Genomic DNA, 25,262 nt, shown 5'->3' on the forward strand with positions numbered 1-25,262 from the left:
ATATGAGGCTATGAGGAATGTTGGAATTGTAGGGACTGGTTCGTATGTGCCGGATAAAGTTTTAACCAATGCGGATCTGGAGAAACTCGTGGACACGAATGATGAGTGGATCATCACACGGACAGGAATCAAGGAACGGCATATGGCCCCTGCAGATATGCCGGTGTCGGAATTGTGTTATCAGGCAGCGTTAAAGGCTTTGGAGGACGCCAAGGTCGGGCCGGAAGAGGTTGATCTTGTGATTGTTGCAACAGTCACGGGAGATCATGCGTTTCCTTCAACGTCCTGCATAGTAGCGGATCGTTTGGGCGCTAAAAATGCTGCTGCTTTTGATTTGCAGGCAGGTTGTACAGGCTTTATCTATGGAGTGGCAACCGCAAATCAGTTTATTGCGGCCGGCATGTACAAAACAGTCCTCGTGATTGGCGGGGAAACGTTAAGTAAAATCATTAACTGGGAGGATCGCTCAACCTGTATTCTTTTCGGTGATGGAGCGGGAGCGGCGGTTTTGCAGCCTGTGGAGGAAGGATACGGTTTCCTGAGTTTTGAATTGGGTTCTGACGGTTCAGGTGGAAAGCTGTTAACTCAACCGGCAGGAGGATCGAGATACCCGGCAAGTCAGGATACTGTCGAGAAGAATCTGCACACCATTCAAATGGAAGGTAAAGAAGTCTATAAATTTGCCGTTAAAATCATGGGCGACGTGTCCGTAAATGTCTTAGAAAAGGCTGGATTATCCAAAGAGAAGGTTGACTTGCTGATTCCTCATCAAGCGAACATTCGAATTGTAGAAGCGTCGGTTAAACGCTTGGGGATTTCTCCAGATAAGGTAGTTGTTAACTTGGACAGATATGGAAATATGTCGGCTGCTTCTATTCCTGTAGCTTTAGACGAAGCGATCAGAGCAGGACGCCTGCGTGAAGGGGATATCATGGTTATGGTTGGTTTTGGGGCAGGATTGACATGGGGAGCCTGTGTCTTGAAATGGACGAAAGTGGGAAAAATGCATGATTAAAAAAACGAGAGTTTGTGAATTACTCGGGATCGAATACCCGATCTTCCAAGGTGGAATGGCCTGGGTCGCCACCGGAGAATTAGCGGCTGCAGTTTCAGAAGCTGGAGGATTAGGAATTATTGGTTCGGGACAAGCCCCGGCAGATTGGTTGCGTCAGGAAATTCGCAAAGTAAAAGCAATTACGGATAAGCCTTATGGCGTTAATGTCATGCTCATGTCACCATTTGTCGATGAAGTAATGCAGGTGATTCTCGATGAGCGGGTTCCGGTTATTACGACTGGTGCGGGAAATCCCGGAAAATATGTGCCTACTCTTAAAGAAATTGGCACGAAAGTAATCCCTGTGGTTGCTTCCGTCGCCTTGGCTAAACGTCTCGAGAAGGTCGGCGTAGATGCGCTCATTGCCGAAGGAATGGAGTCCGGGGGACATGTTGGGGAAATAAGTACATTCCCTCTAATCCCTCAAGTCGTTGATGTCGTGGAAATTCCAGTGATTGCTGCTGGCGGAATCGTGGACGGCCGGGGACTCGTCGCCGCTTTAGCCCTTGGAGCGGAAGGGGTACAAATGGGGACACGCTTTATGTGTGCCGAGGAATGCACAATTTCCCCTCTAGTCAAGGACAAGATTATTAAAGCGAAAGATCGTTCCACAGTCATAACAGGACGATCAACAGGACACCCAGTTCGCTGCCTCGATAATCATTTTATGCGTGAATTTGAGCAATATGAGAAAAGACGGCATGGCTGCTGCTGATCTGGAAAAACTTGGTCAAGGAAGACTGCGTTTAGCAATGGTCGACGGAGATTTGGAGAATGGCTCAATTATGGCTGGTCAAATTGCGGGGGCGGTTAAAAAGATTGAACCTGCAGCTTTGATTGTTCAAGATATCATGCAGTCAGCAGAAAAGGAATACACCCGTCTCGCAGCGTTATTCGGGAAGAGGTGAGCCTAAGGTGAGTAAAATGGCTCTGATATTCCCTGGACAGGGTTCTCAGTATGTGGGAATGGGAAAAGATTTATTTCTGACGCCCAGCGGCAAAGAAGCGTTTGAGCTGGCCCGGGAGGTTCTGGGAAATCCGTTTTTAGAACTCCTCCAGAATGGACCTGAAGAAGAACTTCAACAGACGGCGAATACTCAGCCGGCGATATTGCTTGTCAGTGTCGCGGCTTGGCTGCAGGTTCAGGAAGCTGGTGTTAAGCCTGACTATGTAGCGGGACATAGTCTTGGAGAGTATTCTGCCCATGTCGCTGCCGGTAGTTTAAGCCTAGCTGAGGCACTTCGTGTTGTAAGGCGGCGGGGAGAACTCATGCAGAAGGCGGTCCCGACTGGAGGCGGTATGGCAGCAATTCTGGGGCTTTCTGCAGAAAAGGTGGAGGAAGCCTGTCAGCAAGCATCGAAACTCGGCATAGTTGCTCCGGCAAATTTCAATTGTCCTGGTCAAGTAGTTATTTCAGGTGAAATTTCGGCAGTGACTTCAGCGATAGAGGCGGCTAAGGAGTTGGGGGCCAAACGAGCCGTGCCGCTCGTTGTTAGCGGTCCGTTTCATTCCACTCTCATGAAGAAGGCGGGGGAAGAACTTTTTCAGGTATTGATGAACGTTCAGTGGAAATCTCCTCGCTGTCCGATTATTGCCAATGTTGATGCCCGTGAGGTTGTATCTTCCGAGCGAATCGTGCAATCTTTGGTAGAGCAAGTTAGTGGACCTGTTCGCTGGGAACAATCTATTCGCCATCTCGTAGATTTGGGTGTTGACACGTTCATAGAGTGTGGTCCGGGTAAGGTTTTGACAGGGTTGGTGAAGAAAATTGCTCCGGGTGTGAATCTTCTCCGTGTCGAGGATAAGGAGAGCTTAGAAAAGTCACTTGCATATTTGAAGGAGAGTCGTTAAAATGGTGCTGAATGAAAGCGTGGCTATTGTTACGGGTGGGGGGCGAGGAATCGGACGCGCCATCGCTCTGGAATTAGCCGCTGCGGGTGTAAAAGTCGTTGTTAATTATGCTGGCCGTTCTGAAAAAGCGGAAGAAACAGTATCCTTAATCCGCGATGCAGGAGGAGAAAGCATAGCGGTTCAGGCAGATGTCAGCCAAGCGGCTGAGGTAGACCGTTTAGTTCAGACTGCTCTTGAGCATTTTGGAAAAATTGATATTCTTGTCAATAATGCCGGGATAACAAGAGATGGTTTACTGCTCCGCATGAAAGAAGCGGATTGGGATGCAGTGTTGTCAACTAACCTCAAAGGAGTTTTTCTCTGCACCAAAGCGGTCAGCAAAGGAATGCTCAAACAACGGTCAGGGGTTATTGTCAATATTTCTTCTGTCGTGGGTTTATCTGGTAACGCAGGCCAGGCCAATTATGCGGCAGCTAAAGCCGGAATTATTGGATTCTCTAAATCGACGGCCAAAGAGTTGGCTTCTCGAGGAATTCGTGTTAATGTGGTTGCTCCGGGGTATATTTGTACGGATATGACGGAAACATTAGCTGAAGGGGTGCAAAATGAGATTTCCCAAAGGATTCCTTTGGGTCGATTAGGCAAACCGGAGGATGTCGCCAAAGTTGTCCGATTCTTAGTATCTCCAGAATCAGCTTACATAACAGGGCAAACCCTATGTGTTGATGGTGGTATGGAAATGTAAGTCGTGAGTTAATCTGTGAGAGGAGGTGAAGAAGCACCATGGGAGTTTTCGAGCAAGTGAAAGCCATCGTCGTAGAACAGCTTGGAGTAGACGAAGCAACTGTTACCCAGGAGACCTCCTTTGAAGAGCTGAATGCGGATTCTTTGGATATCGTTGAATTGATTATGGCTCTAGAAGAGGCATTCGATATGGATATTCCGGATGAAGAAGCAGAAAAAATCCGGACAGTCGGGGATGCAGTAAATTACATCAAAGAAAACAAATAATCTCAAAAGGTCCCGTACACAGTTGCGGGACTTTCTATTAAAGAATCACTTTTTCCAAGGTTTGACTTAACTTGGAGAGAGTTTAAATAGATGATGCTTATGCTAGGTAGAGGGGTATAATCTTGACAGGAGGAAACATTGTGAAAATACCCGAACTTCGTATTGCCGATTTAGTAGCCAAATTTCCGATTATTCAGGGAGGGATGGCTATTCGAATATCTATGGCTCCACTTGCGGCAGCAGTGGCGGAAGAGGGCGGAATTGGCCTGATTGCCGGAAGTGGCTTGTCTGTAGAAGAATTAATTGAAGAAATCCGTGAAGCTCGAAGACGAACCAAGGGAATTATTGGAGTCAACATCATGTTTGCAGTTCGAGAATTTGCTCAGTTGGTACATGCTGCTTTTGAAGAAAAGATTGATCTTTTAGTTTCAGGAGCGGGATTCTCAAGGGATATGTTTTCTTGGGGAAAGGAAAAGGGTATTCCAGTGGTTCCGATTGTCTCCACCGCCAAATTAGCTAAATTATCCGAAAAACTTGGGGCGGCTGCCGTGATTGTGGAAGGGACAGAAGCTGGCGGCCATCTTGGAACGGATCGCTCTATTCATGAAATCCTTCCTGAAGTTATTTCTGCCGTAACGATTCCAGTGATAGGCGCTGGAGGGGTTACTGATGGACAAGGAGTGGCGGAAATGCTGAAACTCGGCGCAGATGGCGTGCAAATGGGAACCCGTTTCGCGCTCAGTGAGGAGAGCGGTGCCGGCCAAAAATGGAAAGCGGAAATGCTAAAGGCCAAAGAAGAGGATATTGTCATTATTCATAGTCCAGTGGGTTTGCCGGGAAGAGGAATCAGAAGTCCCTTTACTCAAGCGCTTGAGGCTAATGTGAATCTAAGGCCGAAGGTATGCAATCTCTGCCTCAAACACTGCGAGGGGAATTTTTGTATTATGAATCGCTTAGTTAAGGCTCAAGAGGGCGATATACAAGAGGGGTTAATCTTTTCCGGTGCTATGATTCATAAAATTAACGAAGTTCGATCAGTACACGACATTTTTAAAGATATCAAAGAAGGTATAGAGCAGGCTTAAGGAGGAAGAGTTATGAAACACCGCGCAGTTATTACGGGAATGGGTGTTATCTCTCCCGTGGGTAATCGTCTTGAAGAATTTTGGAATAATTTAATGCTTGGTAAATCAGGAATCGGCTTATTAACTCGTTTTGATACGTCAAACTTATCCACAAAAGTGGCAGCAGAGGTGAAGAACTTCGAGCCTACAGAATGGATTGAAAAAAAGAGAGCCGGCATATGGATCGTTTTGCCCAATTTGCTATCGCGGCTGCTAAACTGGCAGTCCAAGATTCGAGGCTTGATTTTGAAAAAGTGAATAAAGAGCGAGCGGGAGCCGTGATGGGATGCGGAATTGGGGGAGTTATTACTTTTGAAGAACAGAAAGAGATTCTCATGAGTAAAGGAAGCGGTCGAGTCAGTCCGTTTTTTGTTCCCATGTTGATTGGCAATATGGCTGCAGGTCATTTGTCCATTGAGTTTGGGCTGCAAGGTCCAAGCATGACCATAGTAACGGCCTGTGCCTCAGCAACAAATGCCATTGGAGAAGCGCTGCGGCTTATTCAGCGCGGAGAGGCTGATGTTGTCTTATGTGGAGGGACTGAGGCTCCAATCACGGCCTTAGCCTTTGCCGGTTTTTGCTCGATGAAAGCTATGTCAACGGAAAAGGAAAATCCAGAGCAAGCCTGCAGACCCTTTGATAAGCGACGCAGCGGTTTTGTCATGGGCGAAGGCGCGGGTGTTTTAGTTTTGGAGTCCTTAGAGCACGCTGAGGCTCGTGGCGCGAGGGTGTATGCTGAACTGGCAGGTTATGGCAGTACATCGGATGCCTATCATATAACTTCCCCGGTTCCGGGTGGTACCGGCGCAGCTCGTGCGATGCAAAAGGCAATCGATGATGCCGGATTAAGTGCTGATGAGATCGATTATATTAATGCGCATGGTACAGGAACCGGCCCCAATGATTCGGCTGAAACAGAGGCCATAAAATCAGTCTTTGGAAGTGCAGCTTCAAAACTGGCGATAAGTTCGACAAAGTCAATGACGGGGCATTTAATGGGGGCTGCCGGGGCCATTGAAGCGATCATTTGTGCCATGGCGATTAATCATGGTGCTATACCGCCCACAACAAACTATGGAGAGCCGGACCCAGAGTGTGATTTGGATTATGTCGCCAATAATTCGCGCCAACAAGAGGTGAAGGCGTCATTGTCCAATTCATTGGGGTTCGGGGGGCACAACGCTACCATTGTTTTAAAGAAATTTGCCTAATGAAGAGGTAAGGAGATCTATATAAATGGTGCAAAAGAACCATAACTCGACGTATAACTCTATGAAGTCAGAGGGAAAATCGGGACGAAAAAAATATGGGCTTTCTCCTAGTAAAAAAGAATTAGGACTGAACTTAGCGAAACGATTGGGATTGGATACCCCTCCCAATCGGCTCTTTATTACTGCCTTGACTCACCCTTCGTATGTCTTTGAGAACCCTCAGTTTGGCCGAGAAAATAACCAGCGGCTGGAGTTCTTAGGTGATGCGATCTTGGATTTTGTAATTGCAGAGTATCTTTATCTTAATTACCCAGATCGACCGGAAGGAGAGCTCACCAAGATGAGGGCCGCTGTTGTGAATGAAACAACATTGGCCCATAAGGCCCATGACATTAGTTTGGGGCAGGAACTCCTGTTAGGAAAAGGAGAACAGGTTTCTGGAGGACGCGAAAGACCTTCAATTTTAGCAGATGCTTGGGAGGCCGTTATCGGCGCGATTTATCTACAGTATGGATTCCAAGAGGCGCGGCGGGTTATTCTGGAAATGTTGAAATCATCCATTGAAGAGGTTGCGCAAGGAAATTACGGTGATTATAAGACAATGCTGCAAGAGAAAGCTCAGCGTCAGGAAATCGAAGTGGGTTATCAAATTTTAGTCGAAGAAGGTCCGGATCATAACAAATCCTTCACGGCAGGTGTTTTTCTCCAGGGGAATCTTATGGGCAAAGGAATAGGCCGTACCAAAAAAGAAGCTGAGCAACATGCCGCCCAGCAGGTCTTGGAGAACTGGGGGAGAGAGAACGATGAGTCCTGAGAATTTTCCCGTGTTCTTGAAGGGAATTCACATTCAAGGATTTAAATCGTTTGCGGATCGCGTCAAATTGGAATTAGGCCATGGCTTAAGCGTCATTGTGGGACCCAACGGGAGCGGAAAAAGTAATGTCGCAGATGCTGTGCGTTGGGTCTTGGGAGAACAGAGCGCTAAAAGTCTCCGGGGTTCGAAAATGGAAGACGTGATTTTTGCAGGAAGTACTCAGCGCCGCCCGGTTGGCATGGCTGAAGTTTCTTTGATTTTTGACAATGAAACGGGTATCTTTCCTTTGGATTTCCGAGAAGTAACGATAACTCGGCGAGTTTATCGCGATGGAGAAGGCCAATATTTAATTAACAAAGCTTCTTGCCGCCTGAGAGATATTCAGGAATTATTTATGGATACCGGCGCCGGCAAGGAAGGATTTTCGATCATTGGGCAGGGGCGGGTTGAGGAAATCTTAAATCTTAAGTCTGAAGAACGTCGCTCGTTGATTGAAGAGACGGCTGGGATTACGAAATTCCGTTACAGGAAGCGCGAAGCCTTAAAGCGTCTTGATGCTACGATCACGAATCTCCAACGTCTTGAAGATATCATCCAAGAGATTGAGGGACAACTGATTCCTCTGGCTGCCCAAGCCCAAGTGGCCGAACAAAGTCTTGCTCTTATAGCTGAGCAAAGATCCCTTGAGATCCAAACCATCGTTTTAGATATTTCGGATGTCAAGCAGAAGTTGGCAATGGTAACACAAGAATCTGAAACCGCGCAATTGGGCCTTATTGAGGCCCAAACGATTTTAAGCCAAATAGAAAGTCAGGATCAAAAACTTAAAATCGAACTAAAAATGTCAGAGGAAGAAATTCAGTCCAAACAGGGAGAAGCTTTTCAGGCTGAACAGGCCTGCAATGCCATAAAACATGAACAAAGCCTTCGTATGGAACGCTCTAAGCACTTCAATGAACAAATTGAGCGTCTCTCCCAAGAGATTCATGAGGGTGAAGAAAAGCTTAATCAAGTGGAGCAAAGGCTGAAAACCTTGTCGGCAAAACAAGCAATTTTAACGTTAACCGTGGAAGAATCTCGCCAGAAGGTTGCAGAGCAAGAATTGAAATTGTCGGACGCAAGAGATAATAAATTGACTGAGGATATTGAGCGTTTAAAGGCAGATCTATTTCAAGCTATGACGGTACAGGCGAATTGTTCGAATGATCTCACGGGGATGCGTCATTCTTTAGCCTCATCAGAACAACAGTTACTCCAAATTCAGCATGAGCAAGAAAAAAAACAACACGAGCTTCAAATGATGAGAGAAGCCCAGGAAGTGCAAGAACAGGATTGTGTCCGGTTGCAGGAACAAGCGCAAGTTTCCCTGCGTGAGGAAAACGGGCTCCGGTCGGAACTGGACAAGCTTAAAGGAGTCCGTCAGGAAAAATCTCTGGAATTACAGAAACAGAGAAGACGAATGGATCAAACTCGTGCTCGGCTGCAGGCGCTGCAGACCTTAGAAGACTCTTTAGAGGGATATCAGCGTGGGGTTCGCGAGGTGATGCTTGCGAAGAAAAAAGGAATTCGTGAGGGATTAGGGCTCTGTGGAACAGTAGCTGACCTTATTTCCGTACCTGAAAACTATGAAATTGCCATAGAAACTGCTTTAGGAGCTGGATTACAAAATGTCGTAGCCGAAAATGAACATTCGGCCAAAGCTGCGATTTCGTATTTAAAAGCCCATCAGTTCGGCAGAGTTACCTTTCTTCCCCTGGATGTGATTCAAGGGAACAGGATGACCATTGCTAAAGCGGTAGAGAACGATCCTGGATTTCTTGGAAACGCTGTCGATTTGGTGGAATATGATCCGAAGTACCAATCTGCTATGGAATTCCTTTTGGGCCGGATTGTGGTTGTCACAGATATGGAGGCCGCGACGCGGATTGCACGCTCAGCAGGGTACAGATTGCGTATTGTCACCGTAGAGGGGGATCAAGTTCATCCCGGGGGTTCCTTGAGTGGAGGGAGTATTCAACGCAAAGGCGGGAATTTACTGGCAAGGGCGCGTGAAATTGAAACATTACGCTCCGAGCTTGTTCAACTAGAAACTGATTTCAAGGAAAAAGAACAAGAATCCTTGGAGTTTGAGAAACTGGAACACGACCTTCAAGAGGACCTCGAAACAATGCGTCATAAGCAGCGTGAGGAAAAAAACCGTTTGGTTGTGCTTAAAGCAGCCTATGACAACTTGTTAAACCAGATGCGACGTATCGAAAATGATTTGCGAGGCTTGGAACAACGAAAACAAGGTACCGTGGTGGAAATAGATGAAATTACTCTTGGCTTAAAGAACAGCATGGAACAATTTGAAGCTGCGGAAAGGACATCTCGCGAGTTGCGCGAAGAATTTAATCGGCGTGAACAAGAGGCTAAAACGACAGCAGAAGAAGCTGAGCTGTGCAGAGAGCAATTGACGAAAGAAAAAGTAAGCTTGGCCAAGTGGGAACAAGAACTAACCCAATGTTTGGAACAAATAGCACAGGACTCAGAGATTCGCCGAGATTATGAGGCAAGTCTCAAACAGAAAAAACAAAGCCGAATGACGTTTCAAAATAATCGACAGGTTGTTAATGATGAGCAAATAGAATTGAACCAGAGTTTAGAGAACCATTCTAAGACCCAGGAGTCATTGCAATACTCTCTAATGAAACGCAGACAGGAGCGGGAAGATCTCTCAGCTAAAGTTCAGGGGTTAGAGCAGGAGATCCATACCCAAAGTCAGAAGGTGCATGCCTTTGAGCAACGTCTTCATGCCAATGACTTGCGGATTGTCCGCTGGGAAACTGAATCTCAAACAGGATTAACCCGTCTTGATGAGGAGTTTGCGCTTAAATGGGAAGAGGCCGTAACTTATCTTACCCAAGAGGATAGGTCCGTACTAGGGAAAAGAGTTCAAGAGTTAAAACGCCAGATCGAAGCCTTTGGCCCTATAAATCAAGCGGCTATTGAAGAATATCCTAAATTACGTGAGAGACAAGAATTTATGTTGGCTCAGCAGAGGGATCTAGTTGAGGCAGATCAGACGCTGCGCCAATTAATTGACGAACTGGACAAAACTATGAGCGAGCGATTTCTGGAAAGCTTTAATGCTGTGAATGCGGCTTTTCAGGAGGTCTTCAAAGAGCTTTTCAATGGCGGTAATGCTGAGCTTTCTTTAGTAGATCCAGATCAATTGCTGGAGACTGGAGTAGAAATTGTCGCCCAGCCGCCTGGTAAAAAACCTCAGCTCCTTTCCCTTCTCTCAGGAGGAGAACGGGCTCTGACGGCAATCGCCCTCTTGTTTGCTCTTTTACGAATTAAACCGAGTCCCTTTTGCATTTTAGATGAGATCGAAGCTTCTTTGGATGATGCCAATGTGCAGAGATTTGCACAATATTTGCACCGCTTATCAGGTTCAACCCAGTTTGTGGTCATCTCACACCGTAAAGGAACCATGGAATCTGCGGATATCTTGTATGGGATTACGATGGAAGAGAGCGGGGTTTCTAAGTTGCTTTCGGTGAGATTGAATGAGCGGGAAGAGGGACTTGCATGAGGGGACTTGCATGACACAGCGCTCAGTCATACGTCGCAGAGCAAACTAGCCGTTCAAGCTCTTTCTCTGGGGTGCGGGGTTCCCGCCATATGCGCCGTCCTTGGCGCAATGGCGGCGGTGCACATCCTTGTGCACCGCCCCGTGTCTGGAGTCGCTTTCACGGAGTTTGCTAATCTGCTTACGTATAGACGTCGCGCTCGTGTCATGCTGCGTCCCGAGCTTGGGTCGGGGAACGTGGGGTGACGATTGGAGACAGGTTTGGGTGACGGCACATAAATGTGCATCGTCTGCTCTGGAGGGGTGCGATGCAGGAGGGATTCTTTGAAATACAAATTAAGGAAGTACTTTCTCCTGGATTGGGCGAGCTACTTTTACGGAGTTTGCTAATCTGCTTACGTATAGACGTCGCGCTCGTGTCATGCTGCGTCCCGAGCTTGGGTCGGGGAACGTGGGGTGACGATTGGAGACAGGTTTGGGTGACGGCACATAAATGTGCATCGTCTGCTCTGGAGGGGTGCGATGCAGGAGGGATTCTTTGAAATACAAATTAAGGAAGTACTTTCTCCTGGATTGGGCGAGCTACTTTTACGGAGTTTGCTAATCTGCTTACGTATAGACGTCGCGCTCGTGTCATGCTGCGTCCCGAGCTTGGGTCGGGGAAACGGGGAGTGACGGTTGGAGACAGAGGTTTGGGTGACGGCACATAAATGTGCGTCGTCTACTCTGGAGGAGTACGATGTAAGGGGGATTCTTTGAGATATGAATTAAGGAAGTGCTTTCTTCCCGATTAGGCCAGCTACTTTCACAGAGTTTGCTAATCTGTTTACGTATAGACGTCGCGCTCGTGTTATGCTGCGTTCCGGGCTTGGGCCGGGGAATGGAGGGTGACAGTTGGAGATGGATTAAGTGACGGCACATAAATGTGCGACGTCTGCTCTGCGGGAGTGAGATGTAAAGGGATTCTTTGAGGTATGAATTAATGAATTTGATCTTCTGAGGATAGAGTCACTTGCTTTTCCTAGAGCTTTGCTAAACTGTTACATATATAAAAATCTCGCACTAATGTCACATTGTGCCGCGGACTGAGGTCAGATAGCGGAAGGTGGCGACTGGATTCGGAAAGATTATTGAGTATAGGCATAAAAATGTTTGTCGTTTGCCTTTAAAAAGGTGCAGACAGCTCAGCAGAAGAGACAGTCCTTTATCTGAAATGGTTAAAAGAATGTCTTTCTGCGTCTAAAGGGCCCAGTTATTATCAGAGTTTGCTGTTCTACTTACATAAAGAAGTAACTTATGTGTCATACTGCCTTTGGGTTTTACTTAAAAAATGTGCAACACATGTGGTCGTTGTGTGATATTCTAGTCTTGGATTCTAACCACGAATTTCGAGTCGAACATCGTTTACGGGAGGATAGAAAAAAGTATGGCAGGATTTTTCGCCCAGCTTAAAGCAGGCCTGACAAAAACACGTCAAAACTTTGTTGAAAAAGTTGAGCAGATCTTTACTGGTTACAAAAAAATTGATGACGATTTATTTGAAGAACTGGAAGAGGTTTTAATTCGTTCTGACGTTGGAGTTAGTACATCCATGGAATTGGTTGAGCGTTTGCGTCAAGAGGTTAAACAGCGCAAGATTTCTGACCCGCAAGAGTTGACCAAAGTTCTGCAGGAGTTAATTGCTGAATTATTAGGGGAAGAAGAGGCGATTTTGTTCGCGGAACGGGGTCCAAGCATTATCCTGGTAGTGGGGGTTAATGGGGTTGGCAAGACGACTACCATTGGTAAACTTGCTCATCGTTTTCGAGACGATGGTAAGCGTGTGATCTTAGCTGCGGGGGATACATTTCGGGCAGCAGCGATTGACCAACTGGAGATTTGGGGAGAACGATCAGGTGTTGAAGTGATTAAACAGCGAGAAGGTGCTGATCCGGCAGCTGTGGCTTACGATGCAGTTCAAGCGGCAAAGTCCCGCAATGTTGATGTTGTACTTGTGGATACTGCAGGCCGTCTCCATAATAAAGTTAATCTTATGGAGGAATTGCGTAAGGTTAAACGCGTGATTGAACGAGAGATCCCGGAGCACCCCACGAAGTGCTGCTTGTCTTAGATGCAACGACAGGCCAGAATGCTTTGCAGCAGGCAAAGTTGTTTCAGGAGGTCGCTGGGGTTACAGGGATCGTCTTAACGAAGCTGGATGGAACAGCTAAAGGGGGCGTTGTCTTAGGAATTCAGGGAGAGACACGGATTCCTGTGAAATGGATCGGGATCGGTGAAGGTATGGAAGATTTGCGTCCATTTGTTCCTAAAGATTTTGCTGAGGCACTTTTTGGCGGGTCCGAGGGGGAGAAGTCTGATTCAGTTCGCGTTAATTGGCGGTACAGGTGTTGAAAACTTTAGTTTAACCGAACAACGTGTGCTTACGGTGGAGACTCCATTTGGAGAAGTTGAGCCGATGGTTGGGAAACTCTCAGGCCGTGAAATTGTTTTTTTAAGTCGGCATGGTCGTGACCATGCCACTCCCCCGCATTTGGTAAATTACAGAGCGAATATTTGGGCGCTGCACGCCTTAGGAGTTCGAAAGGTGTTGGCGACGGCTGCGGTCGGCTCTCTTTCCCCGAATTACCATTTAGGTGAACTGGTCCTCTTGGAGCAGTTTCTGGATTTTACTAAAAGTCGTCCTCAGACCTTTTATGAAGGCGGGGACCGGGGAGTCCTCCATGTAGATATGACTGAACCTTATTGTGCCTCTGTACGAAAGGTTATTTTAGATGTATCCCAAAAAATTGGGATTGTGGTTAAGGATGGAGCGTGTTATGTTTGTACAGAAGGGCCTAGGTTTGAGACGCCTGCAGAGATACGAATGTTTCAAAAACTTGGGGCAGATCTTGTCGGTATGACGAGTGTACCGGAAGTGGTTTTGGCTCGGGAGCTTGGGATGTGTTATGCTTCTATTGGTATGGTAACGAATGAGGCAGCTGGAATTGCTGCTCATTTGTTAAGCCATGCTGAAGTGACGGAGAGCTTAAAAAATTTAAGTTTAAAAGTTACGCGACTTCTTCAGGCAACTTTCGAGGTTTTAGACCCAAGTCAGAGTTGTTGGTGTCCTTCAGCAAATCAGGAAGTTGGTAAGTTTTAGAAAGGCGGTGGGATGATGAAATCAATCGAATGGCTGGGAAACGTCTTGAGAATATTAGATCAGACCAAGCTACCTAGAGAAACGGCCTACCGAGATGCTATGTCTTACGAGGAAGTGGCGGAGGCCATTGAAAACATGGAAGTTCGCGGGGCACCTGCTATAGGGGCAGCAGCGGCTTACGGATATGTGCTCGGAGCACTTGAATACAAGGGCAACAGAGAAGGCTTGGCGAGCTTCATGGATATGGTGCAGGCTCGGTTAGCACAGACACGTCCTACAGCGGTTAATTTGTTCTGGGCATTGCGCCGTATGGAAGATCGTTTGCGTGAGTGCTGGGAAATTGAGGACTTGGACGTGGTATGTAAAGCTTTAATCGAAGAGGCGGACCGTATTGCAGAGGACGATCGACGCATGAATCGTCTGATCGGAGAACTGGGAAATGAGATTGTGCCGGAAAAAGGTAATATTCTAACCCATTGCAATGCAGGAGCCTTAGCTACTGTGGAGTATGGGACGGCCTTAAGCGTGATTCGTATGGCCCACGCATCAGGCAAAGCAATTCATGTCTATGCCGATGAAACTAGGCCTTTATTGCAAGGGGCAAGACTTACGGCCTTAGAACTAATGAATGACAAGATACCAGTAACGCTGATTGCCGATAATATGGCAGGTTCCTTAATGCAGCAGGGAAAGGTTGACCTGGTGATTGTCGGAGCGGACCGCATCGCCGCGAATGGTGATACTGCCAATAAAATCGGGACTTACTCCTTGGCTGTCTTGGCCCAAGCCCATGAGGTTCCATTTTATGTAGCAGCCCCAACGTCAACGATTGACTTAAAAGTACCAACGGGTCAAGAAATTCCGATTGAAGAACGACCTGCTAAAGAAATGAGGGAGTGTTTCGGGGTTCCCATGGCACCAGAAGAAGTTAATGTCTATAATCCTGCGTTTGATGTTACCCCGGCGAAATATATTGCGGGAATCATCACCGAGAAAGGGATTGTCACTGCACCGTATTCTGTCAACCTCCTTAAATTAATGGTTCGTTCGTAGGTTACTTGGTGAGATGTAAGGAGTGATAGAGAATTGTCAAAGATATTAATTAAGGCTATGGTATTGCCTATGACGGGACCTGATGTCTTTTATTCCCGAGGAGAAATTTGTATTGAAGAGGATCGTATCCTATCGGTAGGAGAGGAGGGTTCAGCTCCTGGAAACTTTGTACCTGACCGAATACTCAACTTACCTAACGATGTTGTGATGCCAGGCTTAATTAATACTCATACTCATGCGGCTATGACGCTGCTTAGAAGTTATGCCGACGATCTTCCTCTCATGCCGTGGCTGCATGATAAAGTGTGGCCTTTTGAAGATAAAATGACCGAGCAGGATATCTATTGGGGTACAGCCCTCGCGCTTTGCGAGATGATTCATTCTGGTACCACAACAATGCTTGATATGTATGCTTCCATGGATCAGGTCGCTGAAGCGGTTCTTCAGGCGGGTACACGAGCGGTGCTTTCCCGGGGGCTTATCGGCAATGCGCCAAACGGTGAACGTGCCTTGCAGGAATGCATCGATTTAGTTCAGCAGTATCATGGAGCCGGGGGAGGGAGGCTGAAGGTCATGTTTGGCCCTCATGCTCCTTATACTTGTTCCGGTGAGTACCTTAGACGTGTTAAAGCTGAAGCAGACCGATTAGGTGTGGGGATCCATATTCATGTAGCCGAAACCCTTGATGAGATTGCCATGCTCAAGGAGCAATATGGCAAAACTCCGGTGGAGTGGTTGGACGAATTAGGGCTATTTGGAGGACATGTGGTAGCAGCTCACTGTGTCCACCTAACTCCGAATGATATGGAAATTCTGGCTCGCAGACATGTTTGTGTTGCCCATAATCCTGAAAGCAATATGAAGTTGAACAGTGGAACAGCTCCTATCATCGAACTGCGTCATCGCGGAATCGTTGTAGGGTTGGGAACAGATGGGGCATCAAGCAATAATAATCTTGATCTTTTTGGCGAGATGCGCTCGGCAGCATTTCAACAAAAACTTCAGGTTGATTCTACGGCACTTCCTGCTTATCAAGTGTTGGAGATGGCCACCGTCAACGGTGCACAAACTTTAGGTTTTGAAGATGTGGGGATGTTGGCTCCCGGTTTTAAGGCCGATCTGATCACAGTGGATCTGGATCAACCCCATTTTTATCCGCGGTTTTCTATACCTGCCCATTTAGCTTATGTCGCTCATGCCGGAGACGTACGAACGATGATGGTGGATGGCAGAATACTTATGGAAGAACGAAAAATTCTAACATTAGATGTGCACAGAGTATGTCAGGAAGCAGAGACGCGAGCTAAGCGAATTGCAGCTGAATTGAATTGAATAGATAATCTAGGTTCTTGACAAACTGAGAGTTTTAGTCTAATATTCGGTTGTAAAGTAAAAATGCTTTACAGGGGGATTGATATGGAGAAACTGGCCACCATGGCTCTTTTCGCAGATTTCTACGGTCCTCTGCTTACTGAAAAGCAACGAAACGTTTGGGATCTACACTATCAACAGGACCTTTCGCTTGCTGAAATCGCTGAACTGGAACATATCAGTCGACAAGCTATTCACGATTTACTCAAGCGTACAGAGAGAATACTTAAAGAATATGAGCTTAAACTGGGACTTGTTCAAAGATTCTGGACAGAACGTGAGAAGCTTGCCGAAGTAAAAACCTTGATGCAGAGTTTAACTGAACAAGATTTTTCTAGCCGGACAGCTTGGGAGCGTCATTGTAAAATAGGTATCATGATTGAAGATGTATTTGACATTTGAAAATAAGTTGCTAGAACTGAAGTCTACGAGGCGACGGCACAGGAGGTGTCCAAGACTATGTTTCAAGGTTTGAGTGACAAACTCCAAGAAACATTTAAGAGACTCAAGGGTAAAGGTATATTAAAGGAAACCGATGTCAACGAAGCGATGAGAGAAGTGCGTGTTGCGCTGCTCGAGGCGGATGTTAACTTCAAAGTTGTTAAAGACTTTGTTGCTAAAGTTAAAGAACGTTGCATTGGACAAGATGTTTTGGAATCTCTTTCTCCTGCGCAACAAGTTATTAAAATTGTTCATGAGGAAATGATCGAGCTCATGGGTGGAGCAACTGGGAAAATTCTAGTCGCCTCAAAACCACCCACTGTTATTTTGTTATTGGGGCTGCAAGGAGCAGGAAAGACGACCCATGCGGCGAAGCTCGCTAACATGCTGAAAAAGCAAGGAAAACATCCCCTAATGGTAGCTTGTGATATTTATCGTCCTGCGGCAATCAAGCAATTGGAGGTTTTAGGCGAACAGATCAAAGTGCCCGTATTTTCTATGGGACAGGATCGACCGGCTGATATTGCTGTTGCCAGTATAAAACATGCTTATCAAAATGGACAAGATGTTGTTATTATAGATACTGCCGGTCGATTGCATATCAATGAAGAATTGATGGATGAACTGAAGGATATTAAAACCACTGTTAAACCCCACGAGATTCTCTTGGTAGTGGATGCTATGACAGGTCAGGACGCGGTGAACGTAGCTGAGTCGTTTCACAAGGAACTCGGTCTTGATGGAGTCATTCTAACAAAGCTTGACGGGGACACTCGAGGCGGGGCGGCTTTATCGATTAAGGCAGTGACCGGATGCACTATCAAGTTCGCTGGGACCGGCGAGAAAATGGATGCCTTGGAACCTTTCCATCCTGATCGTATGGCCTCTCGAATTCTGGGGATGGGGGATGTCCTTACCCTGATCGAGAGAGCTCAAGAGTCCTTTGATCAGCAAAAAACAAAAGAGATGGAAATGAAACTGCGCAAGCAGGAATTCACTCTTGATGATTTTCTTGATCAGATGCAGCAAATGAAGAAAATGGGTCCGTTGTCCTCTCTCTTGGAGATGATTCCCGGAGTTGGGAAGCAACTAAAAGATGTAAAAATTGATGAGAAAGATACAGCTCATATCGAAGCGATTATTCAGTCCATGACCCTTGAGGAGCGCCGAAAACCTGCTGTTATTAAGGATTCACGGAAAAAACGAATCGCAAAAGGGAGCGGAACGAGCGTTCAGGAAGTTGGGCGGCTTCTGAAGCAATTTGAACAAATGCAAAAAATGATGAAGCAGTTCAGCTCTGGCGGGATGGGAATGCTCGGGATGGGCAAAAAAGGCAAGAAGGGTAAGAAAGCGGGCTTCAGGGGAGGACTTGTATGACACAGCGCTCAGTCATACGACGCAGAGCAAACTAACCGTTCAAGCTCTTTTTTTGGGGAGCGGGGTGCCCGCCATATGCGCCGTCCTTGGCGCAATGGCGGCGGTGAACATCCGTGTTCACCGCCCCGTGTCTGGGGTCGCTTTCACGGAGTTTGCTAATCTGCTTACGTAAAGACGTCGCGCTTGCGTCATACTGCGTCCTGAGCTTGGGACGGGGAACGACGGGAGCGAGAGACGGTGATCGGGTGGACGGCACATTTCATGTGCGCCGTCCAGCTTTGAAGAAGTAGGTCCAAATCTGAGGGTCTGTTATTCCGTAAATTTGGGTATTCTGTAAAGGAGGTGAAAAGATGGCTACGAAAATTCGTTTGTGCCGTATCGGTGCAAAAAAGAATCCTTTCTATCGTATGGTAATTGCTGAGGCTAAAGCGCCTCGTGATGGACGATTTATTGAACAAATCGGTTATTACGATCCGACGAAAAGCCCAGTTGTTTTAAACATCGACGAGGATAAGGCTTTAAAATGGCTTTCAACAGGAGCACAGCCTTCAAACACTGCTAAGTCTTTGTTGAGTCAAGCAGGTATCCTGACGAAATTCCACGAGTCCAAGAACTAAGAGTAGTGTGTGGGGGGTGGTTCCTGTGAAGGAACTTGTTGAAATCCTCGCGAAAGCGTTGGTCGATCATTCTGACCAGGTTCTTGTTGCCCAGTCTGAGACAGACAAGACCGTGCATTTGCAGCTAACTGTCGCTCCTGAAGACATGGGTAAGGTGATCGGGAAACAAGGGAAGATCGCCAATGCTATTCGTACGCTGGTAAAAGCTGCTGCCGTCAAAGATGGTCGCCGAGTTCATATGGACATTGATCAATGATGATAAGAAGGGCTTAGTGCCCTTCTTAACATTTTAATTTCTGTTGAAAGGGGCAAAGAGAATGAATGAAGTGCTGATTGGAGAAGTTTTGCGTCCTCACGGGGTTGGTGGAGAGCTGAAAGTCTACCCGATTACCACTGACCCGGAGCGGTTTTCCAAGCTTCGCGAGGTTGCCCTGCGTAAGGGCAAGATAGATCAATGCTTTAAAGTTGTCTCTGCCCGGGTTCAGAGGGATCAGGTCTTACTCTCTCTTGAGGGAATTGAGAGTGTTGAACAAGCAGAAAAGTTTCGTGGCTGGGAAGTTAGGATTGATCGCTCAGAAGTTCCGCCTCTTGAAGAAGGCTGGTATTATTTCGAACTTGAAGGGATGAAGGTCTATGAAGGGGATACCTTCCTGGGCATTTTGACTCAGGTATTAGAAACAGGTGCCAACGATGTTTATGTTGTCAAGGGAAGTAAAGGGGAGCTATGTATTCCGGCTCTGAAAAGTGTTGTGAAACAGGTAGATGTCAAGGCTCAGCGCATGGATGTCCTGCTTCCTGCAGGATTGTTGGAGGATTAGCTGATGCCTATGAAAATGACCGTATTAACGTTATTTCCTGAGATGTTTGCTCCTGTCCGCGAAAGTATTCTTAAACGCGCTCAGGAAGCAGGGCTTCTGAAGTTCGACTTCGTGGATTTTAGGGATTATGCCCTTAGCAAGCATAAAAATGTGGATGATGTTCCTTACGGCGGCGGAGCTGGCATGGTGCTCAAGCCGGAACCAATCTATGCGGCTATGCGGAATTTACCTCCAGCGAATGGTCGAAGGAGGACAATCCTTATGTCTCCTCAAGGTCAGGTCTTTCGCCAAGAGACAGCTAAACGATGGTCAGAGTTTGACGAATTAGTATTTCTCTGTGGGCATTATGAAGGTTTTGATGAACGGATTCGCGAGTTGGCTGATGAAGAGGTTTCACTGGGAGATTATGTTCTAACCGGCGGAGAACTGGCAGCAATGGTTATGATGGATGCCGTGGCCCGCTTAGTCCCCGGCGTGCTTGGAGAAGAGGCCTCCACTGAAGAGGAATCTCATAGTGCGATACTATTGGAGTATCCTCAATATACACGCCCAGCAGATTTTGAGGGGAAACAGGTTCCTGAAGTCCTGCTTTCCGGCCATCACGCCATGATTAAGCGATGGCGGAGAAAGGAATCCATACGACGCACCTTTTTGCGGCGCCCCGATTTGTTCGAAGAGGTTCGTTTTGACTCTGATGATTACCCTATATTAGAAGAACTTATCCTTGAGCATCCTGAAATTGCTGCCTGGCGCCCAAAATGGGAACATCTCTGCCCTCCGCCAAAACGTCGTCGGAGGAGTTCCCGAAAAACTTAATTCAATTAGACTACATATAGACTACATAGGGAGATCAGGAGGAATCGTCGTGGCGGATATATACCTGGCTTTAATCCATGCACCAGTTTACAATAAAAATATGGAAACGGTCGCAACGTCAATCACGAATTTAGACTTGCATGATATCGCTCGCAGTTCAACAACTTATGGAATAAAACGTTACTATGTGGTACATCCTGCTGAAGCTCAGCGCCAATTAGCGAAGCGAATTATGGGTTTTTGGCAGGAAGGATACGGAGCGGAATATAATCCGGATCGTCAGGAAGCCTTTTCTAGAGTGAAAATTGCGGAAAATTTGTTGGAAGTATATTCTGAGATCAAAGCTGAGCAAGGGATTGCTCCCTTGAAAGTGGCTACTGATGCCCGGAAATATGCCAATACGGTTTCCTATACACAGCTTCGGAAAGACATAGAAACTTCAGATACTCCAATTCTGCTGTTATTTGGTACGGGCTGGGGATTACTGAAAGAAGATATGAAAACTATGGATCAAATTTTAGAACCTATTTATGGCCCGACGGAGTATAATCATCTCTCCGTTCGTTCAGCGGTAGCAATTATTTTAGATCGTTTAAGGGGACACTAAATAGAGAAAGTGACCGAATAATTACAATTTATAATGGAAGTTGCATAACTATCCAGGTTATGATAATATAAATTGGTCCTATAAGGGATGGTCCGCTCGCTGAAAAACAGTGTATGAACATCTAGGCAAGGAAGGGGGGTAATTTAATAATGGATTATATTCGTATGATTGAAGAAGAGCAAATGAAAAAAGATCTTCCTCACTTCCGTCCTGGTGATACAGTACGTGTACACGTGCGTATTGTCGAGGGTACTCGTGAACGTATTCAAATGTTTGAAGGCCTTGTTATCGCCATGAAAGGTGGCGGCATCAGAGAGACCTTTACAGTTCGACGTGTCTTTGCAGGCGTAGGGGTAGAACGTACATTTCCCTTGCATTCCCCTCGTTTAGATAAGATTGAGGTGGTTCGCCGGGGTGTCGTGCGTCGAGCCAAGCTCTATTACTTGCGTTCTCTTTCAGGAAAGGCGGCGCGGATCCGCGATCGTCGTTCGATCTAAGGTTAAAAATGGGCTGGAGCGATCTGGCTCTTTTTTTTACCAACCAATATTAATATTTTGAGTTATCAGATTTAAATTAGTTATACCGTAAATTATTAATTTTTGACGTATGCTCCGAAGAATCTTGTTCATACTAAGAGTAGTTCAAGAGGGGAGCTATACAATGGAACGATTAAAGTCAAAGAAAAAATGGGTTATTGTTTTTTTTGCCGTTATTTTACTATGCGGCGGAATTTTACGTTGGGGAGTATTACAACCTTACTTAATACCATCGCCATCCATGGAACCAGGTATAGCTCCTGGAGATCGTATTCTTGTGAATCGGTTGGCGTATCGGCTTTGGGCTCCTACTCGCGGCGATATCATTGTCTTTGCTTTTCCGAAAGACACAAAGCGCACCTTTGTAAAACGAGTGATTGCTGTCGAAGGCGAGAAAGTCGAGCTGCGTGATAATCAAGTGTTTGTCAATGGAAAAGTTATTCAAGAGCCATATGTTAAACCCGGAGCTTATCCTCCTTATGGTCCGGAAGTTGTTCCTACGGACAAGGTGTTTGTTTTAGGGGATAATCGCCGTGAAAGTGAAGATTCACGAGAATGGGGACTTCTTCCTAAAACATATCTTTTGGGAAAAGCATGGTTGGTTTATTACCCTTTCCAACGAATAAAGTTTTTTTAATGTGGATTTGGTCTTGGGTTCGAGCTAGAAGGATGGATTTTGATGAGTATACAGTGGTTTCCCGGCCATATGGCCAAAGCCAGACGTCTTCTGACAGATCAGCTAAAATGGGTTGATGTTGTTATAGAGCTTGCCGATGCCAGAATACCGGTTAGCAGCCGTAATCCGATGTTGCATCAAATGCTTGGCAGCAAACCAAGGCTTGTCTTGTTAAATAAGGCTGATTTAGCGGATCCTGTCTGGACAGCAAAATGGCTGGAAAAACTGAGAACCTTGAACCCGGCTTATGCACTGAGTGCTGCCACGGGAGTTGGAGTCAAACAAATTGTACCGGCCTTGGAATCAATGGTGCAGTCGAAGCAAGCAAAGCTTGCTGAAAAAGGAATCCGCCCTCAGATGATCAAAGTAATGATTGTTGGGATTCCCAATATCGGTAAATCTTCGTTAATTAATCAACTGACTGGAGGCTCCCAAGCCAAAGTTGGCAATAAACCTGGTGTGACCCGAGGAAACCAATGGGTACGAATTCATGAACGGGTCGAACTTTTAGATACACCGGGAATGTTGTGGCCTAAGTTTGAAGACCAGGAAGTCGGGCGCAAGCTCGCCGCGTTGGGAGCTATTAAAGATGAAGTCTTTGATCCAGAAGACTTAGCAATTTGGATCATTGATTGGCTTAAAACGAATTCACCAAAGTCTTTAAGCCGTTATCAGAACTCTGAAGAGAATGTTACGTTAGAAACTTTGGGCCGCAAACGAGGTTGTTTGATTCATGGCGGTCGGATAGATACTTTAAAAGCGGCACAGATATTTTTGCGTGAACTCAGAATGGGGCAGCTTGGGCCGATAACGATGGATTGTAATATTGGTTAAGAAGCTCCAAGATCTGGAAAGAATTCAGACGCTCTTAATAAAGGAAATAGACTTTTGATGTCGAACTGAGAAAGAGGAGAATAGGGTGGAACCGTTATCTCAGATGAATGTGCGGGAAGTTGAAATTGCCTTATATAAGGACCCTTCTCCACGAATGCTTGTCGCGTGCCAGAATGATCCACGTCAAGGAGTTCGTCGGCTTGCCGTGCGTCTGATTAAAGAACAACAAGCTCAAACACTGGAAGATGCTCGCGTTCAGGAATTGCTCTTAGAGGAAAAAAAATTATGGCAAAAAGGTTATTTGCTGTTGGCGGGTATTGATGAAGCAGGTCGAGGGCCCCTTGCCGGACCTGTCGTTGCTGCGGCTTGTATCCTGCCGACACAATTTAATTTGCCGGGTCTTAATGATTCAAAAATGTTAACAGAAAGTAAACGGGAAAAATTATTTTCTCAAATCCAGACTCAAGCAATAGATTGTGCCATTGGAAGTGCTGAACCTGCTGAGATCGATGCTCTGAATATATTACAGGCAACGAAATTAGCGATGAAACGAGCTGTCGAGGGTTTGACAGTCCGTCCCCATTACTTATTGATTGATGCGCTCACTTTGCCAGCAGTGAATTTACCACAGCTTCCCCTTGTGGGAGGAGATCGGTTAAGTGCCTCGATTGCTGCCGCTTCGATCTTAGCAAAGGTAACTCGTGATCGATTAATGGTTGAGCTCGATACGCTTTATCCCGAATATACCTTTTCTAAAAATAAAGGGTATGGTACAAGTGAACATATGAAAGTTTTGCGGCGTTTAGGGCCATGTCCTCTTCATCGAAGGAGTTTTGCCCCGGTAAAACAAGGGTCGTCCGCTCTTTAATAATTGGCCGAGGTCTATGACGCCGCTTTACGCTGGATTTATCGAACTGCCTGCAGGCAGACAATAAATCGGCTTATAAATAACATGATTTTTTCAGGAAGGAGGTTAGGAAGATGTCAGCCAACAATTTTGCTGCCGTAGGAGTGTTTCTGGTTGGGGCCATCGCCGTATCCATCATTATGATGCTCATGCCCAAGCTGTTAGCTCCCAATAAGCCACATAAGGAAAAATTGACAACCTATGAGTGTGGGAACGAAACGATTGGACGGACCTGGCTCGGATTTAAGAGTAATTATTTTATGTATGCTCTTGTGTTTACTGCCTTTGATGTTGAAACTGTCTTCTTATATCCTTGGGCGCTCACATTCCAAAAGCTGGGAACATTTGCTTTCGTGGAAATGTTCATCTTTATCGTCATTCTTTTGGTTGGTTTCTGGTATGCTTGGAAAGAAGGTGCTTTAGAGTGGATGTAACTTTAGAAAAACGGCTGCGCGAAGATGAAACGCTGCTGGAAAAGAACATTTTAGTAACCAATATCGATAAGCTTCTTAACTGGGCACGCGGACATTCATTTTGGCCGGTTACGCTTGGATTGGCTTGCTGTGCTATTGAGATGATGGCGACAGGTGGACCGCGCTATGATATTTCTCGCTTTGGGTATGAGGTGTTCCGGGCATCACCACGCCAAGCGGATGTTATGATTGTGGCGGGAACTTGTACTCGCAAGATGGCTCCGCTTTTGCGCCGCATCTATGACCAAATGCCTGAGCCAAAATGGGTGATCGCTATGGGGAGCTGTGCCAATGCCGGAGGACCTTTCGTAGATTCTTATTCAATGTTGGCGGGTGTCGATAAAATCGTTCCCGTAGACGTATACATCCCGGGTTGTCCTCCACGGCCGGAATCCTTGATCTATGGGCTTTTGCAACTTCAATATAAAGTTTCAAATCCCGCTAAGGTGAGGTTAATGCGACATGGAAAATAAAGAAATATTAAAACAACGATTGGAAGAGCTTGCTGACAGGGTTAACGGAGAGGTAGAAGAGAGTTTAGGAGCACTTATTCTTAAAGTTCAAACCCCCTATATTTTAGAAACTCTCACTGCAGCTAAAAACTTCTCCGATGTTCCATGTGATTTTCTCCACGATCTATGTGGGTTAGACCTTGTGGATCACTTGGAGGTTGTTTACCAGCTGACAAGCTTGAACGGTCCGCAGCGCCTGCGCGTAAAGGCTATCGTTGACCGGGAAAACCCGGTGATTGATTCTGTAACACGAATCTGGCAAGGGGCGGACTTTTTAGAGCGCGAAGCTTATGACATGTTTGGCATTCAATTTAAAGGGCATCCCAACCTTAAGCGAATTTACATGTGGGATGACTTTGAAGGCTATCCATTGCGTAAGGACTATGTGACCGAACCTGTTGAGATTCGCAATCTTGTCCGTCAGCGCCAAGAAGGGGAATAGGGGG

General features: G+C 46.3%; 24 protein-coding genes and 3 pseudogenes. All 27 read left to right on the top strand.

Going from position 1 to position 25,262, the window contains the following annotated elements:
* The first annotated feature begins 10 nt into the window (after positions 1–10).
* The 27 genes and pseudogenes from VZF35_RS19485 to VZF35_RS19615 all read left to right on the top strand — a co-directional run bounded on the left by VZF35_RS19485 (position 11) and on the right by VZF35_RS19615 (position 25,258).
* Positions 11–1,015, top strand: a complete 1,005-nt coding sequence (locus VZF35_RS19485) for a beta-ketoacyl-ACP synthase III (protein WP_407307614.1) — start codon at positions 11–13, stop codon at positions 1,013–1,015.
* Positions 1,011–1,962 (top strand): annotated as a pseudogene (fabK, locus tag VZF35_RS19490) (enoyl-[acyl-carrier-protein] reductase FabK). Before VZF35_RS19485 ends, fabK begins: the two are co-directional and overlap by 5 nt.
* Before the next feature lie 7 nt (positions 1,963–1,969).
* The gene (gene fabD / locus VZF35_RS19495; RefSeq protein ID WP_407307616.1) at positions 1,970–2,905 is read left to right on the top strand and encodes an ACP S-malonyltransferase; all 936 of its coding nucleotides are present in this window, start codon (positions 1,970–1,972) and stop codon (positions 2,903–2,905) included.
* 1 nt (position 2,906) lies between these two features.
* Positions 2,907–3,650, top strand: coding sequence for a 3-oxoacyl-[acyl-carrier-protein] reductase (fabG, locus tag VZF35_RS19500; RefSeq protein WP_407307618.1), 744 nt, complete (start codon positions 2,907–2,909; stop codon positions 3,648–3,650).
* Between the two features lie 38 nt (positions 3,651–3,688).
* Entirely contained in the window at positions 3,689–3,916 is a 228-nt protein-coding gene (gene acpP, locus VZF35_RS19505) for an acyl carrier protein (protein ID WP_014828523.1), read from the top strand.
* A 140-nt stretch (positions 3,917–4,056) separates the two neighbouring features.
* The gene (locus VZF35_RS19510; RefSeq protein ID WP_407307621.1) at positions 4,057–5,001 is read left to right on the top strand and encodes an NAD(P)H-dependent flavin oxidoreductase; all 945 of its coding nucleotides are present in this window, start codon (positions 4,057–4,059) and stop codon (positions 4,999–5,001) included.
* A 12-nt stretch (positions 5,002–5,013) separates the two neighbouring features.
* Positions 5,014–6,251, top strand: a pseudogene (fabF, locus tag VZF35_RS19515) (beta-ketoacyl-ACP synthase II).
* Between the two features lie 25 nt (positions 6,252–6,276).
* Positions 6,277–7,065 (top strand): ribonuclease III, encoded by a 789-nt coding sequence (gene rnc, locus VZF35_RS19520; protein ID WP_407307623.1) that lies wholly within the window; start codon positions 6,277–6,279, stop codon positions 7,063–7,065.
* Positions 7,055–10,642 (top strand): chromosome segregation protein SMC, encoded by a 3,588-nt coding sequence (gene smc, locus VZF35_RS19525; RefSeq protein WP_407307626.1) that lies wholly within the window; start codon positions 7,055–7,057, stop codon positions 10,640–10,642. Before rnc ends, smc begins: the two co-directional genes overlap by 11 nt.
* Positions 10,643–12,065: 1,423 nt before the next feature.
* Positions 12,066–13,030: pseudogene (ftsY, locus tag VZF35_RS19530) on the top strand (signal recognition particle-docking protein FtsY).
* Positions 12,996–13,778 (top strand): S-methyl-5'-thioadenosine phosphorylase, encoded by a 783-nt coding sequence (gene mtnP, locus VZF35_RS19535; RefSeq protein ID WP_407314733.1) that lies wholly within the window; start codon positions 12,996–12,998, stop codon positions 13,776–13,778. The pseudogene ftsY and the gene mtnP overlap by 35 nt, the downstream one beginning before the upstream one ends.
* 15 nt (positions 13,779–13,793) lie before the next feature.
* Positions 13,794–14,831 (top strand): S-methyl-5-thioribose-1-phosphate isomerase, encoded by a 1,038-nt coding sequence (gene mtnA / locus VZF35_RS19540; RefSeq protein WP_407314735.1) that lies wholly within the window; start codon positions 13,794–13,796, stop codon positions 14,829–14,831.
* Positions 14,832–14,864: 33 nt separating this feature from the next.
* The gene (locus tag VZF35_RS19545) at positions 14,865–16,163 is read left to right on the top strand and encodes an amidohydrolase (RefSeq protein WP_407307628.1); all 1,299 of its coding nucleotides are present in this window, start codon (positions 14,865–14,867) and stop codon (positions 16,161–16,163) included.
* 84 nt (positions 16,164–16,247) lie between these two features.
* The gene (locus VZF35_RS19550) at positions 16,248–16,604 is read left to right on the top strand and encodes a putative DNA-binding protein (protein ID WP_407307631.1); all 357 of its coding nucleotides are present in this window, start codon (positions 16,248–16,250) and stop codon (positions 16,602–16,604) included.
* A gap of 57 nt (positions 16,605–16,661) precedes the next feature.
* A complete protein-coding gene (gene ffh / locus VZF35_RS19555) occupies positions 16,662–18,020 on the top strand; it encodes a signal recognition particle protein (RefSeq protein ID WP_407307633.1) in 1,359 nt (452 codons plus the stop codon).
* 350 nt (positions 18,021–18,370) lie between these two features.
* On the top strand, positions 18,371–18,637 hold the full coding sequence (gene rpsP / locus VZF35_RS19560) for a 30S ribosomal protein S16 (protein WP_407307635.1): 267 nt from the start codon (positions 18,371–18,373) through the stop codon (positions 18,635–18,637).
* Between the two features lie 25 nt (positions 18,638–18,662).
* On the top strand, positions 18,663–18,893 hold the full coding sequence (locus tag VZF35_RS19565) for a KH domain-containing protein (protein ID WP_014828509.1): 231 nt from the start codon (positions 18,663–18,665) through the stop codon (positions 18,891–18,893).
* 61 nt (positions 18,894–18,954) lie between these two features.
* A complete protein-coding gene (gene rimM / locus VZF35_RS19570) occupies positions 18,955–19,455 on the top strand; it encodes a ribosome maturation factor RimM (protein ID WP_407307637.1) in 501 nt (166 codons plus the stop codon).
* Between the two features lie 9 nt (positions 19,456–19,464).
* Positions 19,465–20,271, top strand: coding sequence for a tRNA (guanosine(37)-N1)-methyltransferase TrmD (gene trmD, locus VZF35_RS19575; protein WP_407314738.1), 807 nt, complete (start codon positions 19,465–19,467; stop codon positions 20,269–20,271).
* A gap of 49 nt (positions 20,272–20,320) precedes the next feature.
* Complete coding sequence (locus VZF35_RS19580) at positions 20,321–20,878, top strand: RNA methyltransferase (protein WP_407307640.1); 558 nt, start codon at positions 20,321–20,323, stop codon at positions 20,876–20,878.
* 149 nt (positions 20,879–21,027) lie between these two features.
* Positions 21,028–21,375, top strand: coding sequence for a 50S ribosomal protein L19 (rplS, locus tag VZF35_RS19585; protein WP_407307642.1), 348 nt, complete (start codon positions 21,028–21,030; stop codon positions 21,373–21,375).
* A gap of 163 nt (positions 21,376–21,538) precedes the next feature.
* Complete coding sequence (lepB, locus tag VZF35_RS19590; RefSeq protein WP_407307644.1) at positions 21,539–22,051, top strand: signal peptidase I; 513 nt, start codon at positions 21,539–21,541, stop codon at positions 22,049–22,051.
* 42 nt (positions 22,052–22,093) lie between these two features.
* A complete protein-coding gene (ylqF, locus tag VZF35_RS19595) occupies positions 22,094–22,924 on the top strand; it encodes a ribosome biogenesis GTPase YlqF (protein ID WP_407307646.1) in 831 nt (276 codons plus the stop codon).
* Positions 22,925–23,027: 103 nt separating this feature from the next.
* Entirely contained in the window at positions 23,028–23,792 is a 765-nt protein-coding gene (locus tag VZF35_RS19600; protein WP_407314740.1) for a ribonuclease HII, read from the top strand.
* 113 nt (positions 23,793–23,905) lie between these two features.
* The gene (locus VZF35_RS19605) at positions 23,906–24,265 is read left to right on the top strand and encodes an NADH-quinone oxidoreductase subunit A (RefSeq protein ID WP_407307649.1); all 360 of its coding nucleotides are present in this window, start codon (positions 23,906–23,908) and stop codon (positions 24,263–24,265) included.
* Entirely contained in the window at positions 24,256–24,777 is a 522-nt protein-coding gene (locus tag VZF35_RS19610; RefSeq protein ID WP_407307651.1) for an NADH-quinone oxidoreductase subunit B, read from the top strand. Before VZF35_RS19605 ends, VZF35_RS19610 begins: the two co-directional genes overlap by 10 nt.
* On the top strand, positions 24,767–25,258 hold the full coding sequence (locus VZF35_RS19615) for an NADH-quinone oxidoreductase subunit C (protein WP_407307653.1): 492 nt from the start codon (positions 24,767–24,769) through the stop codon (positions 25,256–25,258). The genes VZF35_RS19610 and VZF35_RS19615 overlap by 11 nt, the downstream gene beginning before the upstream one ends.
* Positions 25,259–25,262: the final 4 nt, after the last annotated feature.

Origin of the sequence: Desulfosporosinus paludis (assembly GCF_045689965.1) — a bacterium.
GTDB classification, from domain to species: domain Bacteria; phylum Bacillota; class Desulfitobacteriia; order Desulfitobacteriales; family Desulfitobacteriaceae; genus Desulfosporosinus; species Desulfosporosinus paludis.